Source organism: Pseudomonas sp. NPDC096925, from assembly GCF_044762545.1.
Classification (GTDB): Bacteria; Pseudomonadota; Gammaproteobacteria; order Pseudomonadales; family Pseudomonadaceae; genus Aquipseudomonas.
The window spans coordinates 164,102-180,581 of the sequence record NZ_JBIWEM010000008.1 but is presented as its reverse complement, the minus strand read 5'-3'; the positions used below and the strand labels follow the sequence as shown (position 1 = coordinate 180,581).

Below are 16,480 nucleotides of genomic sequence, written 5' to 3'. Positions count from 1 at the left end.
ATGTTATGACTGGCCGGGGCAGGTCAGATGCCTGCGCACGCCTTGCAATGGCGCGTTTACGACATTCGCTTTTGTGTCGCCCGTGCCGGCCCTTTCGCGGGTGAACCCGCTCCCACAGGTACGGCGGTGCTTCAATGCTTGCAATATCCCTGTGGGAGCGGCTTTAGCCGCGAAGAGGCCAGTACAGGCAATGCCGAAATCAAACGCTGCACCGCTTGTATAGGCAACTGCTGAATCGATGGTTTAGAGTGCTGCTCTGCGTCGTTCACAGGACAGTGTCATGACAGATAAGAGCCAACAATTCGCCAGCGACAACTATTCCGGTATCTGCCCCGAAGCCTGGGCGGCCATGGAGAAGGCCAACCACGGCCACGACCGCGCCTACGGCGACGACCAGTGGACCGAACGCGCCGCGCAATACTTCCGCAACCTGTTCGAAACCGACTGCGAGGTGTTCTTCGCCTTCAACGGCACCGCCGCCAACTCCCTGGCCCTGGCCTCGCTGTGCCAGAGCTACCACAGCGTGATCTGCTCCGAGACCGCCCACGTCGAAACCGACGAGTGCGGTGCACCAGAGTTTTTCTCCAACGGTTCCAAGCTGCTGACTGCGCCCAGCGTCAACGGCAAGCTGACGCCGCAGTCGATCCGCGAAGTGGCGCTGAAGCGCCAGGACATCCACTACCCCAAGCCACGGGTCGTGACCATTACCCAGGCCACCGAGGTGGGCACCGTCTATCGCCCCGACGAGCTGAAGGCGATCAGCGCCACCTGCAAGGAGCTGGGCCTTAACCTGCACATGGACGGCGCGCGCTTTAGCAATGCCTGCTCGTTCCTGGGCTGCAGCCCGGCCGAGCTGACCTGGAAGGCCGGCGTCGATGTGCTGTGCTTTGGCGGCACCAAGAACGGCATGGCGGTGGGCGAGGCGATCCTGTTCTTCAACCGCCAACTGGCCGAGGACTTCGACTACCGCTGCAAGCAGGCCGGGCAACTGGCGTCGAAGATGCGTTTCTTGTCGGCGCCTTGGGTGGGCCTGCTGGAAGATGGCGCCTGGCTGCGTCATGGCAATCACGCCAACCATTGCGCGCAGTTGCTCGCCTCGCTGGTGAGTGACTTGCCGGGGGTGGAACTGATGTTCCCGGTGGAGGCCAACGGGGTGTTCCTGCAGATGCCGGAGCACGCCATCGAAGCACTGCGCGGCAGGGGCTGGCGCTTCTATACCTTCATTGGAAGCGGCGGGGCGCGGTTCATGTGCTCGTGGGATACCGAGGAAGAACGGGTGCGCGAGCTGGCGGCGGATATCCGCAGCATCATCGGCGCCTGACAGGCCGCATTCGCGGGTAAACCCGCTCCCACAGGGATCGCGCAGGTTTCAAGGCCTGTGATGAACCTGTGGGAGCGGGTTTACCCGCGAAGAAGCCAACACTGATCTAAAGCCTGAACCCACCCATCTGCCGCGCCAGGTCATCCGCCAAGCCACGCAACGCCTGGCATTCCTCGCGGCATCCCCGCACCTCTGCCGCCGTCTCCCGCGCCAGGTCGGAAATCCCCTGCACCGTACGGTTGATCTCCTCGGTCACCGCCGACTGCTCCTCGGTCGCCGTGGCCACCTGATGGTTCATGTCGCTGATGTGCTCCACCTGGTCAGTGATCGCCCCCAATGACGCCCCGGTGCGCTGGCTCGACTCCACCCCGGTACCGGTTGCCTGCTGCCCCGCCTGCATCGAGCTCACCGCCGAACCTGCGCCCTGTTTCAGGCGCTGGATCATCTGCTGCACTTCGTCGGTGGACAGCTGCGTGCGCCGGGCCAACGTACGCACCTCATCAGCCACCACGGCAAACCCGCGGCCCATCTCCCCCGCCCTGGCCGCCTCGATGGCGGCATTCAGCGCCAGCAGGTTGGTCTGCTCGGAAATGCTACGGATTACCGCGAGAACTTCATCGATCGAGGCTACTTCGTCGGCCAACTGGCTGACCGCATCGGCCGCCTTGCCGATATCACCCGACATACCCTCGATACCCCGAATCGAGCGTTGCACCACCTCACGCGCCTGCAACGCTTCATCCCGCGCCGACTGCGAGGCCTGCGCCGCATCGCCGGCGTTGCGGGCAATGTCCTGCACGGTCAAGCCCATTTCGTGCACGGCAGTGGCGACCATTTCGGTCATTTCCTGCTGACGCCCGGAACGCTCGGCGGTGTTGTCCACCACCTGCGTCACCTGCTCGACCGCCTGGTGCAGCCGCTCGGAGGTGTGCAGTACCTCGCCGATCAGCCGGCGCTGGCTGTCGAGGAAGCGGTTGAAACCACGCGCCAGGTCGCCCAGTTCGTCCTGACGTGAATCGTCCAGCCGGTGGCTGAGGTCACCCGCGCCACTGCCGATCTGCACCAACGCCGCAGTGACGCGCCGGATCGGCCGCACCAGGCCACGCGCCAGCACCACCACCAGCAGCAGCGACACCAGCGCCACGGCACCACCGATCAGGCTGGTCAGCCATACCGCCTGATGCATTTGTGCGTAGATCTCCCCCTCCGGCACCTCGGCCACCAAGGTCCAGTTGAGGTCGCGCAGGGGCAGGCCGAGCGCCAGGTAGCTTTCGCCATCACGGCTGAAGCGGCTGCTGCGCAGGCCTTCGCCGCCAGTCATCAGCGCCTTGGCCGCATCCGCGCCGAGCTGTTCGGTGAGCTGGCGTTTGCCGCTGAAGGCAGCGTCCGGGTGAACCTGGATCAGGCCATCGTTACGCACCAGGAACACCTTGCCGTGCTCGCCAAAGTTGAAGTCATGGATCAGCTTCGACAGCTCGGTCATGCGCAGGCCCATGCCGGCCACGCCGACCAGTTGGCCATTCTTTTCCACGCGATAGTCGATGAACAGCGCCAACTCACCCGTGGCACCGTCGATGTCGATATTGATCAGGCGCTCGGCGCCGCTGTCGATGTAGCCGTAGAACCATTTGTCCTTCGGGTTACTGCGACTTAGGGTGCGGTCCAGGCCATTCTCGCTGTAGTAATGGCCGGTTTCGGTCGAGACGAACAGAGTGGTGAAGGCCTGGTTGCGCTGCTTGGCGGCGGCCAGGTACTCGATGAATGAAGCGGCTTGGTCAGGGTCTTCACCGGCGGCAAGCCAGTCGCGCAGCAGGGTGTTGCCGGCAATGTCCGCCGCCGCCACCAGCGGCTGGCCTAGCATGCGTTCGATATCATTGCGTATGGCCTCGATACTGGCGGGCAACGCGGTATCGACCAGGTAGCGTTCGGTGAGGCGGTTGAGCGCCACCGTGAAGATGATGACCACCACCAGGATGCTCGCCAGCAAGGCGGCGCCCATGCTGGTGATCAACTGCCACTGGATGCTCTTACGCCAGATACGCATGCCCCTACTCCCCGCACATTATTGTTTTGCGGAAAAGTGTATACACTTGCGTATCCAGTTAATCCAGTGCTCTGAAGCAATCCGCCGCCCCTGTGGGAGCGGGTTCACCCGCGAATGCGATGGTGAAGCCACTCGCGGGTAAACCCGCTCCCACAGGGGCCAGTGCAGGGCCTTATTGTTCGGCAATGGTCCGCACGATGGCGTCCACCGTGGCGTCAATCTGCGCCTGGGTACGCTCCAGCGTCCTGCGGTGCTCATCCTGCAACTCGATCTGTCGCGAACACAGGTTCAGCGCGGCCAGCACCAGCAGCTTGTCGCCGATCAGGGTCGGGTACTGACGCTTGGTCTGGGCCAGCGCCGTGTTGAGCATTTGCACCGCCTGGGCCAGGGTAGCTTCCTGGCCTTCAGGCGCCTTGATCGAATAGTCGTTGCCGAGGATCGACGCGACATTGATCGGTTGCGCTCGCAGTGTCATGCGCCTACGACGCCGGCGTTGGCGCGCTCGAGCAGCGCCTGCAGGCGTGCGGCGGTGCTGCCGTTCTTCTCTTCCTGCTCCATCAGCGACAGCTGCAGGGTTTCGTTCTCTTCCTTGGCCTGGGCCAGTTCCTGGCCGAGGGCGGTGTTCTGCTCGGTGAGTTGAGCGTTCTTCTGCATCAGGTCGCTGACCAGTTGCTCGATTTGATTCAGGGAAGCTTCCAGCATGGGTCTATCTCAGGTTGTTGCGAGGGGCGCACACGATAAAGAAAAGTGCGGCCCATCGCCATTAAATATCGGATTCACGAGGTGTCTAACCCGCAGATTGACAGAGGAACCACCCCCTTGTTCCGACCTGGGTCAACCGCCGGTCAGGAAACGACAGCAGTCGCACAATTTTCGCCAAGCGCACTCAAGCGTGCCTCGACCTGACCGATACCCCTGAGAGTCATATTCCGTCGCACTGGGTGCGTCACCTTCACTAGCCTGGATCTGCCCAAACCATGTCATTACGCAACATGAATATCGCCCCGCGCGCGTTGCTCGGCTTTGCCCTTATCGGCCTGCTGATGCTCGGCCTCGGTATCTTCTCCCTGGTGCAGATGGGCAACATCCGCCAGGCCGGTCTGGTCATCGAGCAGATCAGCGTGCCCAGCATCAAGGTCCTCGACGAGATCAGTGCGCTGAACCTGCGCCTGCGCAGCCTCTCCTACCGCCTGCTGGTGAACCGCGAGCCGCAAACCCAGCAGGAAACCCTGAACCTGCTGGACCAGCGCAACCTCGAGATCGACCGTGCCCGCCAGGCGTACCTGCCGCTGATCAGCGCCGCCGACGAACAGGCCGCGTACGACCAGTACGTCCAGCTGCTCACCCAGTACCGCCAGCTGGAGTCACGCATGCGCAGCCTGAGCCAGGCCGGCAACCTCGACGAACTGCGCGACCTGCTCAACCGCGACCTGCTGGCCAACTCCGAGCAGATCAACAAGATCATGGAGACCCTGGTGCGCATCAACACCGAGCAGACCCGCGCCACCAACCAGACAGCTGCCAGCCAGTACAGCACCGCCTTCACCCTGGTCATCAGCCTGCTGGTCACCGCCACCGTGCTGACCTTGCTCTGCGCCTTCCTGCTGACCCGCAGCATCGTCAAACCGATCGAAGAAGCACTCAAGAGCGCCGAGCAAGTCGCCGATGGTGACCTGACCCACATCATCAGCGCCGAAGGCACCGACGAAGCCGCCCGCCTGCTGCGGGCCATGGCCCGCATGCAGGAAAATCTGCGCGACACGCTGCAGCTGATTGCCGGCTCCGCCACCCAGCTGGCCTCGGCGGCGGAAGAACTCAACAGCGTCACCGACGAAAGCGCCCGTGGCCTGCAGCAGCAGAACAACGAAATCGAGCAGGCAGCCACCGCCGTGACCGAGATGACCAGTGCCGTGGAAGAAGTGGCGCGCAATGCAGTGAGCACTTCGGAAGCGTCCAGCGAGGCCAGCCGCTCGGCCGGCGATGGCCGAGACCTGGTCATGGAAACCGTGGGCGCCATCGAACGCATGAGCGGCGACGTGCAGGCCACCGCCACGCTGATCACCCACCTGGCTGAGCAGTCGCGTGATATCGGCAAGGTACTCGATGTGATCCGTGGCCTGGCCGACCAGACCAACCTGCTGGCACTCAATGCCGCGATCGAGGCAGCGCGCGCTGGTGAGGCGGGCCGTGGTTTTGCCGTAGTGGCCGATGAGGTACGGGCGCTGGCTCATCGTACCCAGCAGTCGACCAGTGAGATCGAGCGGATGATCGGCAGTATTCAGGGGGGGACGGAAGAGGCAGTGGAATCGATGCGCACCAGCACAGAACGCGCCGAGTCCACCCTCAATATTGCCCGTGGCGCGGGTATGGCGCTGGACACCATTGCCGGAGCGGTGGCGCAGATCAACGAGCGCAACCTGGTGATTGCCAGTGCGGCGGAAGAGCAGGCGCAGGTGGCGCGGGAAGTGGACCGCAACCTGGTGAACATCAATGACCTGTCGGTGCAGAGTGCTACCGGGGCGCATCAGACCAGTGCGGCGAGTGCGGAGTTGTCGCGGTTGGCTGTGGATCTGAATGGGTTGGTGGCGCGCTTCCGCACCTGACTTCAGATAGCCGGGGCCGCTTTGCGGCCCATCGCGACACAAGGCCGCTCCCACATTGACCGGCGTAACCGGGGCCTTTGTGGGAGCGGCCTTGTGTCGCGAAAGGGCTGCAAGGCAGCCCCCTGCATTCCCGGATCAGTAATCGATCCGCACATCCCCTTTCGGCACGCTGCAGCACGACAGGATGTAGCCCTCGGCTTCGTCCTCTTCGGTGATGCCGCCGTTGTGCTCCATCTCCACTTCACCGCCCAGCTTGAGCACCTTGCAGGTACCGCAAATACCCATGCCGCAGGCTTTCGGGATCATCAGGCCAACTTTGGCCGCCGCCGCGTGCACGGTCTCGCCCGGGGCGATGCGGATGCTCTTCTCGCTGCCGATGAACTCCACCAGGTTGAGGTCGGCCGCATCCAGCTCCGGCGCGTCAGCTGCCTGCTCGGCGTGCTCCACCGCATCGGCCTTGGCTTCGGCCGGCGTCGCACCGAACGACTCCTCGTGGTAGTTCTTCATGTCGAAGCCGACCGCTTCGAGCATGCGCTTGACCGCAGTCATGTAGGGTGTCGGGCCACAGCAGAACACCACGCGGTCCATGTAGTCCGGCGCGATCAGCTCCATCAGGCGCTGGTTCAGGTAGCCACGGTAACCCGCCCACGGCTCGCCCAGGCCATGCTTTTCGCAAATGATGTGCAGGCTGAAGTTGGGGATGCGCGAAGCCATCTGCTCCAGCTCGCGGTGGTAGATGATGTCCTTCGGCGAACGGGCGCTGTGCACGAATACCATGTCGACATTGCCGTTGGTGTCGTAGAACCAGCGCGCCATCGACATGACCGGGGTGATACCGACACCGCCCGAGAGGTACAGCACCTTCTGTGCCGGGAAGTCGATGGCGTTGAACAGCCCCACCGGGCCGTGCACCGGCAGCTCGGCGCCTTCGTGCATGGTGTCGTGGAGGAAGTTGGACACCAGCCCGCCCGGTACACGCTTGACGGTGATCGAGAAGCTGTAGGGCACCGACGGTGAACTGGAGATGGTGTAGGAGCGCATCACCGGCTTGCCTTCGATCTCCAGCTCAAGGGTGACGAACTGCCCTGGCTTGAAGAAGAACATGATCGGCTGGTCGGCCATGAAGCAGAACGTGCGCACGTCCCAGGTCTCCTGGATGACCTTGACGCAGCGCACGATGTGGCGGCCGTTGGCCCAGGTCTGGGTAGTGACCGGATTGAGGAAGGTATCGGACATGTTCATCTCCAGCAGCCGACTATTGGCCTTTTATGGCTTGGATAATGCGCAAGCTGAAGACGACGTACATTCCTGCCAGCGACATCGGCGTGCTCATCGCGACCAGCCCCGTGCTGCAAGGGCTGGCGCGTCGTAATTCAAATCGGCCATGTCGCCCATGGATACGGTTCATGGCGCCTTCGGACGCACACTCCACGGCAAAAGAACATGCTGTTTCTTGATGAGCAGCCTTGCGGCACCACAACAACGATTAGCCACCTTTTGCCGGCCGCACACGGCCCCGAGGAATACACGATGGACGTCACCGCAACCCTGAGCCTGGGCGATCCACTGGAACCTGCACGCAAGGCCACCGCCGAGATGCTGCAGACCCGCGAGCGCACCTACTCGCTGCCCCAGCCTTTCTACAACGACGAGCGTCTGTTCCAGATCGACATGCAGGAGATCTTCCACAAGGAGTGGCTGATCGCCGGCATGACCTGCGAGATCCCGGCCAAGGGCAACTACATCACCCTGCAGATCGGCAAGAACCCGATCATCGTGGTGCGTGGCGCCGAAGGTAAAGTGCATGCCTTCCACAACGTCTGCCGCCACCGTGGTTCGCGTCTGTGCGTCAGCGACAAGGGCAAGGTGGCCAAGCTGGTCTGCCCGTACCACCAGTGGACCTACGAACTGGACGGTCGCCTGCTGTTCGCCGGTACCGAAATGGGTGCCGACTTCGACATGAACCAATACGGCCTGAAGCCGGTGAACGTGAAGGTCGCCGGTGGCTACATCTTCATCAGCCTGGCGGAAAACCCGCCGGCCATCGACGAGTTCCTGGCTACCCTCGAGCACTACATGGAACCGTACGACATGGAAAACACCAAGGTGGCGGTGCAAACCACCTTGATGGAAAAGGCCAACTGGAAGCTGGTGCTGGAAAACAACCGCGAGTGCTACCACTGCAACGGTTCGCACCCGGAGCTGCTGCAAACCCTGCTGGAATGGGACGACACCAACGACCCACGCGCCAGCCAGGAATTCAAGGACCACGTGGCCGCCTCCGCTGCCGCCTGGGAAGCCGAGAAGATCCCGTACCTGCACAAGAGCCACGGCCTGCGTAACCGCATCGTGCGCATGCCGCTGCTCAAGGGCACCGTGTCGATGACCATGGACGGCAAGCAGGCCTGCCAGAAGCTGATGGGCCGCATCAAGAACCCGGACCTCGGCTCGATGCGCATCCTGCACCTGCCGCACTCGTGGAACCACTGCATGGGCGACCACATGATCGTGTTCACCGTGTGGCCGATCAGCGCCCAGGAAACCATGGTCACCACCAAGTGGCTGGTGCACAAGGATGCCGTGGAAGGTGTCGATTACGACCCGGAGCGCATGCGCAAGGTGTGGGACGCCACCAACGACCAGGACCGTCGCCTGGCCGAAGAGAACCAGCGTGGTATCAACTCCACCGCTTACCAGCCAGGGCCGTACTCGAAGACCTACGAGTTTGGCGTGGTCAACTTCATTGACTGGTACAGCCAGCGTCTGCTGAACAACCTGGGGGCGGAGCCGGCGGCGTATCTGAAGGAAGTGCAGGCGCAGTAAGCGATTGCACTGAACTGTGGAGGGGTTGAAACACGACCCCTCCAATTCACCTCGAATGCCGTCGTCGCCTAACCCCCATCGTATCGCCCTGAAAACCCCATGCATCCGGAGCAGGACGGTTGATTCCAGATTGCCGCACCGACAGTTCACGCTGAGGTGGGGTCTGCACGCTTTCCAGTGCAATTTCCGCAGCAACCTCAGCCGGCATTCCCCCTGCCAGTAAATCGAAGTTCTTCTTTACCTGCCTCAAGGGACTGCTACCAGGGCCGACCGCAGCGTTGATAGCGCGTGCACCGGTTGCCGCCAGACTTATCGCCGTACCGACATTCGCCCCAAAAATTGCACTCTCCACGCCTGCGAATTGCGCCGCAGCACTTCCCAAGCTCAAGAGTGAGCCGAATGTACTCGTTCGTGCAGCGTTAAGCCCAACACGATTGGTTGGTGAAGGCCCCAGGAAGTTGTACCCCAAGGTCAGTGCATTCGATGCCATCCCCAAGCCTCGTAAAGTCAGGGCCGCCGTTTCGAAAAACCGGCCTGTCGGATCGTGCCGGTTGACTGGCTCACCACCACAGTATGCGTAGACATTGATGCCCCCGCGGCCAAATGGGCTGAGGCTATCAGGGCTCAGAAATCGCATCAGAGTCGGGCTGTAGAAGCGATGACCGGTTCCTAACGGGTAATTCCCAGTCAATGGATCCCGATACTGTCCACAAAAAGCCAGCCCAGGAGCGAGGGCTGCGTTCATGGCGCCGTAAGGCGAATAGGCACGCGGGCCGAAAAGTGTTGCCATGAGTTATCCACAATACGAAGAGTTGCAGACACGGTAATGGCTGGTTGGAAATTTGCGTACTGGCAAAAATGTCAGGCAGGCTACTGATCACTATTTGATCATATGGGCCAGGGCCTCATGTTCACTGGGCTGCAGCGGAGTTCATACACCTTGTCCACAGAGACACCAACAGAGTTTGTGAGCAACCGATGAATTTTCTGCCACCTGGTTGTGGATAAACGTCTCAAGGCCCGGATTTTCAAGGATCGAGCAGCATTCAGGCAAGATTGATCATTTTTTGAGCAAATCTTTCAAGACCTTTGACTGCGTGGCTTACAGCAGATACCGAACAGATTATCCACAGACCGGCTAACAGCGATTGTGGGCAAAATCAGGAGGATGCTGATGCGCACGCCTGCGAAGGCTGGGAGAATGCTTGATCGTTTTTTGATCAATATCTTGAAGAGCACGAAATACAAGGGCTGCAGCCATGCGCCAACACTTTATCCACACCTTGGCGAACAGATTTGGTGGGCAAAAGCATTCGGTCGATACTGTGTATGGAATGTGGGAGCGGCCTTGTGTCGCGAAAGGTTGCGCAGCAGCCCCAGGTTTTTGCATCACTGCAGAAATGGCTGGGGCCGCTGCGCGGCCCTTTCGCGACACAAGGCCGCTCCCACAAAGAGACCTCCAAGCCTCTGCTTTCAGCGCAACACGCCCTCTTCCACCAGCAGCTTGAGGATGGCCTCGGCGCCTTCCTGTGGCGAAACGTCCTTCAGCACCTTGCCACCGCCCCCACTGGCCTTGGCGGTTGCCGCCTTCATCCGGTCAGCGCCGCTCTTGGCCTTGATCACCTTCAAGCGCTTGGGCCGTGGGCGGGCCGGTTGCAGCTCGGCTTCGGCCAGCAGTTCGTCTTCGACGATGGCCACATTGCGCGCCGCCAGTACACCCCGACGCGCCGGCCCGAAAGCACTCTGGCGCGGCTTGGGCGCTGCGTTATCCACAGTCGCCAGCAGCGGCAGGCGCACTTTCAGCCGACGCCGCTGACCACGCGGCAAAGCTTGCAGCACCTGGGCGGTGCCGTTGTCGATCGACTCCACTTCGGCCAGCCCCACAATCAACGGCCAGCCAAGCTTTTCGGCCAGCAGGAACGGCAACATGCCCGACCCCTCGCCGGTCTCGGCCTGGCTACCGGTCAGCACCAGCTGGGCCCCGGCATCGTGCAGGTAATCCCCGAGCACGCCCAGCACATCGGCACCGGCCGGCTGCTCCAGCACGTCCAGATGGTCCAGGCCCATGCCCAGGTAGGCGCGCAGCGCCTCTTCCCGTGGGTCGCCAGCATGCACCACCTGCAAGTTATCCCCAGCCAGCTGCAAACCCAACTCCACGGCGCGGGCATCCTGCTCGGCGCGGCGGGCGCGACCGGAGCTGGGGTGGGCACCGATGGAAACCAGGCTGATCACTTTCGTACTCATGCTCGTGCCCTTATGCCGCGTCGCGCTGGCCGCCGCTGCGGTAGTTGTCCACAGCCTCGATCAGTGCCTTGAGAATCGCCGAACTGTCGCCAATCACCGACAGGTCGGCCCGTTTGATCATGTCGCAGCCCGGGTCCATGTTGATCGCCACCACCTTGTCGCAGGCGCCGATGCCCTGCAGGTGCTGGATCGCGCCCGAGATACCCACAGCCACGTAGACCCGCGCAGTGACCCAGGTACCAGTAGCACCCACCTGGCGGTTGCGCGGCATGAAACCGTCGTCCACCGCCACCCGCGAGGCGCCCTCGGTGGCACCCAGGGCCGCGGTAGCCTTGTGGTACAGGTCCCAGTCCTTGACGCCGTTGCCGCCCGAAACGATGAACTCGGCCTCGGCCATGGCAATGGTGGCCGGGTCCACGGCCACCGAGCCGAGGTCTTCGATGCGCGACAGGCTGCGCGCCACGCTTGTGGACAACTCCACGGGCAAGGCTTCGTGACGGGTTTCGCTGACCGGCTCGGCGCACTCGGCCGCCGCCAGGATCAGGCGTGGCACGGCACGCTGCAGGTCTTGCTGGCCGGCACCGGCACGGCCGATGCACTGGCCGTCCTTGACCTGCCATACCCGTGTCGCCGGGCGCTCGCCCAGGGCTGCGCCCAGGCGCCGGCCCAGTTCGCCGCCACCAGTGCGGCTGTCGGGCAGCAGCCAGTGGCGCGGAGTGAACTGGTTATCCACAGCCCGCAGGCCTTGTACCAGTTGCTCCGGTGCATAACCTTCGAAAGCCTCGCCCTCGATGACCAGCAGGCGGTCGACCCCGGCTGTGGAAAAGTTGCTTTCCTTGTGTTCGCCAAACACCACCGCCAGCACCGCACCGTCGCTGCCGGCCAGGCTGTGGGCCAGGCCGAGCAAGTCGCGGTCGTGGCTGCTCAGGCGGCCGCCGACCATGTCCGGTACCACGGCAATGTAGAACGCCGGCGCCGGCACCTGGTGCAGCGGCAGCTTGACCTCGGCCGCCGCCGTGCGCCGCCCGCCCACGGCGGTGCCCTGCTGGGCGCCGCTGCGGTCGATGCGCTTGATGCCGGCCGGGCCGATGAAGCCTGCGGCGATCGCATGGGGGTTCTTGCGGATGAGGCCGTTGGGCCCCATCCAGCTGGTCTGCTGCGTCTGCATCGCTGCATGCAGCGGGTGCAGACGGTTACGGGCGATCCACTCGGCGCGTGGGTCGCGGCGAATAATGTCGCTCATCAGTGCACCTCCGCAGGTTCACGTTTGGCCGTTTGCGGCTTTGGGGCAGAGGGCGCGTCCTCTTCGATCAGCACGTCGGCCACCAGCTCGGCCAGGTCCTTGATCTGTGGGCGCGGTTCGACGACACCTTCGAGCATCGCGGTGCACTGCGGGCACCCCACGGCCACCAGCTCGGCCTCGGTCTCGCGGATGTCGTCCATGCGCATGTCGGGGATACGCTGCTTGCCCGGGATGTCGGTGATCGGCGCACCGCCGCCACCGCCGCAGCAGCGCGAGCGGAAGCCCGAGCGCTCCATTTCGCGCACCTCGATGCCTAGCGCCTTGAGCACGGCACGCGGGGCTTCGTACTCGCCGTTGTAACGGCCCAGGTAGCACGGGTCGTGGTAGGTGACACTGCCACCTTTGTGCTGGCCGAGGTTGAGCTTGTTGGCCGCGATCAGTTCGGCAATGTAGGTGCTGTGGTGCTGCACCTGGTAGTCGCCGCCCAGGGCGCCGTACTCGTTCTTGAGCACATGGAAGCTGTGCGGGTCGCAGGTAACGATACGCTGGAACTTGTACTTGGCCAGGGTCTGGATATTGCGTTTGGCCAATTGCTGGAAGGTCGCCTCGTCGCCCAGGCGGCGTGCCACGTCGCCGCTGTCGCGTTCTTCCAGGCCGAGCACGGCAAAGTCCACGCCCGAAGCCTTGAGCACTTTGACAAACGCGCGCAGGGTACGCTGGTTGCGCATGTCGAAGGCACCGTCACCGACCCAGAACAGCACCTCGGTGGTTTTCACCTCCGACAGCAGTCGCAGGTTGAGGTCGGCGGCCCAGTTCATGCGGCCACCGGGGGCGAAGCCGCCCGGGTTGTCGGTGGCGATCAGGTTGTCCAGCACTTCGGCGCCCTTGTTCGGGGTGGCGCCTTTTTCCAGGGTGAGGTGACGGCGCATGTCGACGATGGCATCGACGTGCTCGATCATCATCGGGCATTCCTCGACGCAGGCACGGCAGGTGGTGCACGACCACAGCGTTTCGGCATCGACCAGGCCATTGACGATCGGCTGGTGCGGGTGGCCACCATGTTCGCCGATCGGTTTGCCCGGGTACGGGCTGCCGGCGAACTGCGCGTCGGTGCCGCCGGCCAGGCCGATGACCATGTCCTGGATAAGCTTTTTCGGGTTCAGCGGCTGGCCGGCGGCGAAGGCCGGGCACATGGCTTCACATTTACCGCACTGCACGCAGGCATCGAAGCCCAGCAGCTGGTTCCAGGTGAAGTCCACCGGCTTTTCCACGCCCAGCGGCGCATTCGGGTCTTCCAGGTCCAGCGGCTTGAGGCCGGTGGAGCGGCCGCCGCCAAAGCGTTCGGCGCGACGGTGCCAGGCCAGGTGCAGGGCACCGGCGAAGGCGTGTTTCATCGGGCCGCCCCAGGTCATGCCGAAGAACAGCTCCGACACGCCCCACAGCACACCCAGGCCGAGAATGCCGACCATCACCCAGCCACCGGTATTGGCCGGCAGGATGCCGGCGACCGGCAAGGTGGCGACGAAGAAGCTGACGGCGAACGCCAGCAGGCTTTTCGGCAGGCGCATCCACGGGCCCTTGGACAGGCGCGAAGGCGGGTTGAGGCGGCGTTTGAAGACGAAGATGGCGCCGCAGAACATGATCACCGTGGCCACCAGCAACGCGTAGCCGAGGATCTTGCTCTGCAGGCCGAAGCCGTGCACCAGGATGGCCAGCACGGCCGACAGCACGAAGCCGCCTGCGGTGGCCACGTGGGTCTTGGACATGTACTTGTCGCGCTCGACCACATGGTGCAGGTCCACCAGGTAGCGGCGCGGCATGGCCAGCAGGCCGCCGATCAGGTTGACCTTGGACGGCCGGCCACGCCGCCACATGCGCACCCGGCGCAGGGCGCCGAGCACCGCCAGGCCGAGGGCAGCGAACAGCAGGATGGGTAGAAGGGTGTTCAACATGGGAGGCTCCCACAACAGCTGGATTCTTGCGCCACTCTCAAGCGCGGCGCGGACCCTGTGGGAGCGGGTTCACCCGCGAATGCGTCCGGTCAGGCAACGGTGTTGTCAGTGCTGACGCATTCGCGGGTAAACCCGCTCCCACAGGGGGCCAATCCCGCCCTCGGGGGCGGTGTTCATGCCAGTGCGATCAGAAGTCCTTGCACAGGCGCAAGGCGTCATAGATCGCCGCATGCACGTTGCGCTGGGCCACGCAGTCACCGATGCGGTACAGCAGGTAGCCTTCGCCCGGCTGGCTGAGGATCGGCTGTGGCTTGATGGCGAACAGCGCCTCCACGTCGATCTGGCCTTTGTTGCGCGAACCTTCCTTCAGTGCGTAGTACAGCTGCTCGTCAGGACGCACGCCGTTCTCCACCACCACCTGGTCAACCACGCGTTCTTCCTTGGCGCCGGTGTATTCGTTCTCCAGCACCGCCACCAGCTTGTCGCCTTCGCGGTAGACCTTTTCCAGCATCATGTCGCCGGTCATGATCACTTCTTTCGGGTAGATGCTGCGGTAGTAGGTCGGGAAGCTGGTACCGCCCATGGCCACGCCCGGCTTGATATCGTCGGTGACGATCTCGACCTGGCTGCCCTTGTCGGCGATGAAGTCGGCCACCGACATGCCGGTGAACTCGCAGATGGTGTCGTACACCAGCACGTTCTTGCCCGGCGCAACCTTGCCGTCGAGCACGTCCCAGCTGCTGACCACCAGCCCTTCGGCGGCGCCCCAGTGCTCGTTCTGCTCAAGGAACGAATGCCCGCCCACCGCCAGCACGATGATGTCCGGACGCAGGTCCTGGATGGTCGCCACGTCGGCAGCGGTACCCAGACGCAGGTCGACCTTCAGGCGCGCCAGTTCCAACTGGTACCAGCGGGTGATACCGGCGATCTGGTCACGCTGCGGCGCCTTGGCAGCAATGGTGATCTGCCCGCCGATCTGGTCCTTCTTCTCGAACAGGGTCACGTCGTGGCCGCGTTCGGCAGCCACGCGGGCCGCTTCCATACCGGCAGGGCCGGCACCCACCACCACCACCTTGCGTTTGGCGCCGGTGGTTTTCTCGATGATGTGCGGCACCCCCATGTATTCACGGGAGGTCGCGGCGTTCTGGATGCACAGCACGTCCAGGCCCTGATACTGGCGGTCGATGCAGTAGTTGGCGCCGACGCACTGCTTGATCTGGTCGATCTGGCCCATCTTGATCTTGGCGATCAGGTGCGGGTCGGCGATGTGTGCACGGGTCATGCCGACCATGTCGACATAGCCGCCTTCCAGGATGCGCGTGGCCTGGTTCGGGTCCTTGATGTTCTGCGCGTGCAGCACCGGGACCTTGACCACTTCCTTGATGCCGGCGGCCAGGTGCAGGAACGGCTCCGGCGGGTAGCTCATGTTGGGGATGACGTTGGCCAGGGTGTTGTGGGTGTCGCAACCCGAGCCGACCACGCCGATGAAATCGATCATGCCGGTGGCGTCGTAGTAGGCGGCGATCTGCTTCATGTCCTCGTGGCTGAGGCCATCGGGGTGGAACTCGTCACCACAGATGCGCATGCCCACGCAGAAGTCGTCACCGACTTCGGCACGCACGGCTTTCAATACTTCCAGGCCGAACTTCATGCGGCCTTCGAAGGTGCCGCCCCATTCGTCGGTACGTTTGTTTACACGCGGGCTCCAGAACTGGTCGATCATGTGCTGGTGCACGGCCGACAGTTCCACGCCATCCAGGCCGCCTTCTTTGGCGCGGCGGGCAGCTTGCGCGTAGTTGCCGATCACGCGCCAGATCTCTTCCACCTCGATGGTCTTGCAGGTGGCGCGGTGCACGGGCTCACGGATACCCGACGGCGACATCAGGGTCGGCCAGTTGAAGCCGTCCCAGCGCGAGCGACGGCCCATGTGGGTAATCTGGATCATGATCTTGGCGCCATGCTTGTGCATGGCGTCGGCCAGGTTCTGGAAGTGCGGGATGATGCGGTCGGTCGACAGGTTGACCGACGACCACCATTCCTGCGGGCTGTCGATGGCCACCACCGACGAGCCGCCGCAGATCGCCAGGCCGATACCGCCCTTGGCCTTTTCTTCGTAGTACTTCACGTAGCGGTCGGTCGTCATGCCGCCGTCAGTGGCGTAGACCTCGGCGTGCGCGGTGCTGAGCACACGGTTGCGGATGGTCAGTTTGCCGATCTGGATCGGCTGGAACATTGCTTCGAATGCCATGA

Annotated in this window: 12 protein-coding genes and 1 pseudogene; 3 read left to right on the top strand and 10 right to left on the bottom strand. The window is 63.3% G+C overall.

Annotation, left to right across the window (positions count from 1 at the left end; translation table 11 throughout):
- Positions 1–280 precede the first annotated feature (280 nt).
- Positions 281–1,321: a low specificity L-threonine aldolase gene (locus tag ACIQYU_RS21375; protein ID WP_207837970.1), complete on the top strand. Its 1,041-nt coding sequence runs from the start codon at positions 281–283 to the stop codon at positions 1,319–1,321.
- Between the two features lie 106 nt (positions 1,322–1,427).
- Here the strand turns inward: ACIQYU_RS21375 and ACIQYU_RS21370 are convergent, their stop codons facing one another.
- The 4 genes and pseudogenes from ACIQYU_RS21370 to ACIQYU_RS21355 all read right to left on the bottom strand — a co-directional run bounded on the left by ACIQYU_RS21370 (position 1,428) and on the right by ACIQYU_RS21355 (position 4,067).
- Positions 1,428–2,156, bottom strand: a complete 729-nt coding sequence (locus ACIQYU_RS21370) for a methyl-accepting chemotaxis protein (RefSeq protein ID WP_402802199.1) — start codon at positions 2,154–2,156, stop codon at positions 1,428–1,430.
- A gap of 135 nt (positions 2,157–2,291) precedes the next feature.
- Positions 2,292–3,320 (bottom strand): annotated as a pseudogene (locus tag ACIQYU_RS21365) (cache domain-containing protein); the annotation flags it as partial.
- Positions 3,321–3,537: 217 nt separating this feature from the next.
- On the bottom strand, positions 3,538–3,840 hold the full coding sequence (locus tag ACIQYU_RS21360; RefSeq protein ID WP_402802047.1) for a cell division protein ZapA: 303 nt from the start codon (positions 3,838–3,840) through the stop codon (positions 3,538–3,540).
- Positions 3,837–4,067, bottom strand: a complete 231-nt coding sequence (locus ACIQYU_RS21355; protein WP_025337390.1) for a hypothetical protein — start codon at positions 4,065–4,067, stop codon at positions 3,837–3,839. Before ACIQYU_RS21355 ends, ACIQYU_RS21360 begins: the two co-directional genes overlap by 4 nt.
- A gap of 275 nt (positions 4,068–4,342) precedes the next feature.
- Between ACIQYU_RS21355 and ACIQYU_RS21350 the strand changes: the two genes are divergently transcribed.
- A complete protein-coding gene (locus tag ACIQYU_RS21350) occupies positions 4,343–5,968 on the top strand; it encodes a methyl-accepting chemotaxis protein (protein ID WP_207837968.1) in 1,626 nt (541 codons plus the stop codon).
- A gap of 135 nt (positions 5,969–6,103) precedes the next feature.
- Here ACIQYU_RS21350 and gbcB read toward each other — a convergent pair whose 3' ends face one another.
- Positions 6,104–7,204 carry a glycine-betaine demethylase subunit GbcB gene (gene gbcB, locus ACIQYU_RS21345; protein ID WP_063914511.1) on the bottom strand — a complete coding sequence of 367 codons (1,101 nt, stop codon included), beginning with the start codon at positions 7,202–7,204 and terminating at the stop codon, positions 6,104–6,106.
- Between the two features lie 294 nt (positions 7,205–7,498).
- Between gbcB and gbcA the strand changes: the two genes are divergently transcribed.
- Positions 7,499–8,791 (top strand): glycine-betaine demethylase subunit GbcA, encoded by a 1,293-nt coding sequence (gene gbcA / locus ACIQYU_RS21340; RefSeq protein WP_207837965.1) that lies wholly within the window; start codon positions 7,499–7,501, stop codon positions 8,789–8,791.
- Between the two features lie 46 nt (positions 8,792–8,837).
- Here gbcA and ACIQYU_RS21335 read toward each other — a convergent pair whose 3' ends face one another.
- From ACIQYU_RS21335 to dgcA, 5 genes are all read right to left on the bottom strand, one after another.
- Positions 8,838–9,581 carry an RHS repeat-associated core domain-containing protein gene (locus ACIQYU_RS21335; protein WP_402802042.1) on the bottom strand — a complete coding sequence of 248 codons (744 nt, stop codon included), beginning with the start codon at positions 9,579–9,581 and terminating at the stop codon, positions 8,838–8,840.
- Positions 9,582–10,264: 683 nt separating this feature from the next.
- Positions 10,265–11,035, bottom strand: a complete 771-nt coding sequence (locus ACIQYU_RS21330; RefSeq protein ID WP_343587662.1) for an electron transfer flavoprotein subunit beta — start codon at positions 11,033–11,035, stop codon at positions 10,265–10,267.
- A gap of 10 nt (positions 11,036–11,045) precedes the next feature.
- Positions 11,046–12,278, bottom strand: a complete 1,233-nt coding sequence (locus ACIQYU_RS21325; RefSeq protein WP_233688035.1) for an electron transfer flavoprotein subunit alpha/FixB family protein — start codon at positions 12,276–12,278, stop codon at positions 11,046–11,048.
- Complete coding sequence (gene dgcB / locus ACIQYU_RS21320) at positions 12,278–14,230, bottom strand: dimethylglycine demethylation protein DgcB (RefSeq protein ID WP_207837957.1); 1,953 nt, start codon at positions 14,228–14,230, stop codon at positions 12,278–12,280. Before dgcB ends, ACIQYU_RS21325 begins: the two co-directional genes overlap by 1 nt.
- A 187-nt stretch (positions 14,231–14,417) precedes the next feature.
- On the bottom strand, positions 14,418–16,478 hold the full coding sequence (gene dgcA / locus ACIQYU_RS21315; RefSeq protein WP_170027867.1) for a dimethylglycine demethylation protein DgcA: 2,061 nt from the start codon (positions 16,476–16,478) through the stop codon (positions 14,418–14,420).
- Positions 16,479–16,480 lie beyond the last annotated feature (2 nt).

What these genes read in the sequence shown, in the direction of transcription:
- ACIQYU_RS21375 (WP_207837970.1), top strand. Translation starts at nt 281, where the DNA reads ATGACAGATAAGAGCCAACAATTCGCCAGCGACAACTATTCCGGTATC.
- ACIQYU_RS21370 (WP_402802199.1), bottom strand. Translation starts at nt 2,156, where the DNA reads ATGGTCGCCACTGCCGTGCACGAAATGGGCTTGACCGTGCAGGACATT.
- ACIQYU_RS21360 (WP_402802047.1), bottom strand. Translation starts at nt 3,840, where the DNA reads ATGACACTGCGAGCGCAACCGATCAATGTCGCGTCGATCCTCGGCAAC.
- ACIQYU_RS21355 (WP_025337390.1), bottom strand. Translation starts at nt 4,067, where the DNA reads ATGCTGGAAGCTTCCCTGAATCAAATCGAGCAACTGGTCAGCGACCTG.
- ACIQYU_RS21350 (WP_207837968.1), top strand. Translation starts at nt 4,343, where the DNA reads ATGTCATTACGCAACATGAATATCGCCCCGCGCGCGTTGCTCGGCTTT.
- gbcB (WP_063914511.1), bottom strand. Translation starts at nt 7,204, where the DNA reads ATGTCCGATACCTTCCTCAATCCGGTCACTACCCAGACCTGGGCCAAC.
- gbcA (WP_207837965.1), top strand. Translation starts at nt 7,499, where the DNA reads ATGGACGTCACCGCAACCCTGAGCCTGGGCGATCCACTGGAACCTGCA.
- ACIQYU_RS21335 (WP_402802042.1), bottom strand. Translation starts at nt 9,581, where the DNA reads ATGGCAACACTTTTCGGCCCGCGTGCCTATTCGCCTTACGGCGCCATG.
- ACIQYU_RS21330 (WP_343587662.1), bottom strand. Translation starts at nt 11,035, where the DNA reads ATGAGTACGAAAGTGATCAGCCTGGTTTCCATCGGTGCCCACCCCAGC.
- ACIQYU_RS21325 (WP_233688035.1), bottom strand. Translation starts at nt 12,278, where the DNA reads ATGAGCGACATTATTCGCCGCGACCCACGCGCCGAGTGGATCGCCCGT.
- dgcB (WP_207837957.1), bottom strand. Translation starts at nt 14,230, where the DNA reads ATGTTGAACACCCTTCTACCCATCCTGCTGTTCGCTGCCCTCGGCCTG.
- dgcA (WP_170027867.1), bottom strand. Translation starts at nt 16,478, where the DNA reads ATGGCATTCGAAGCAATGTTCCAGCCGATCCAGATCGGCAAACTGACC.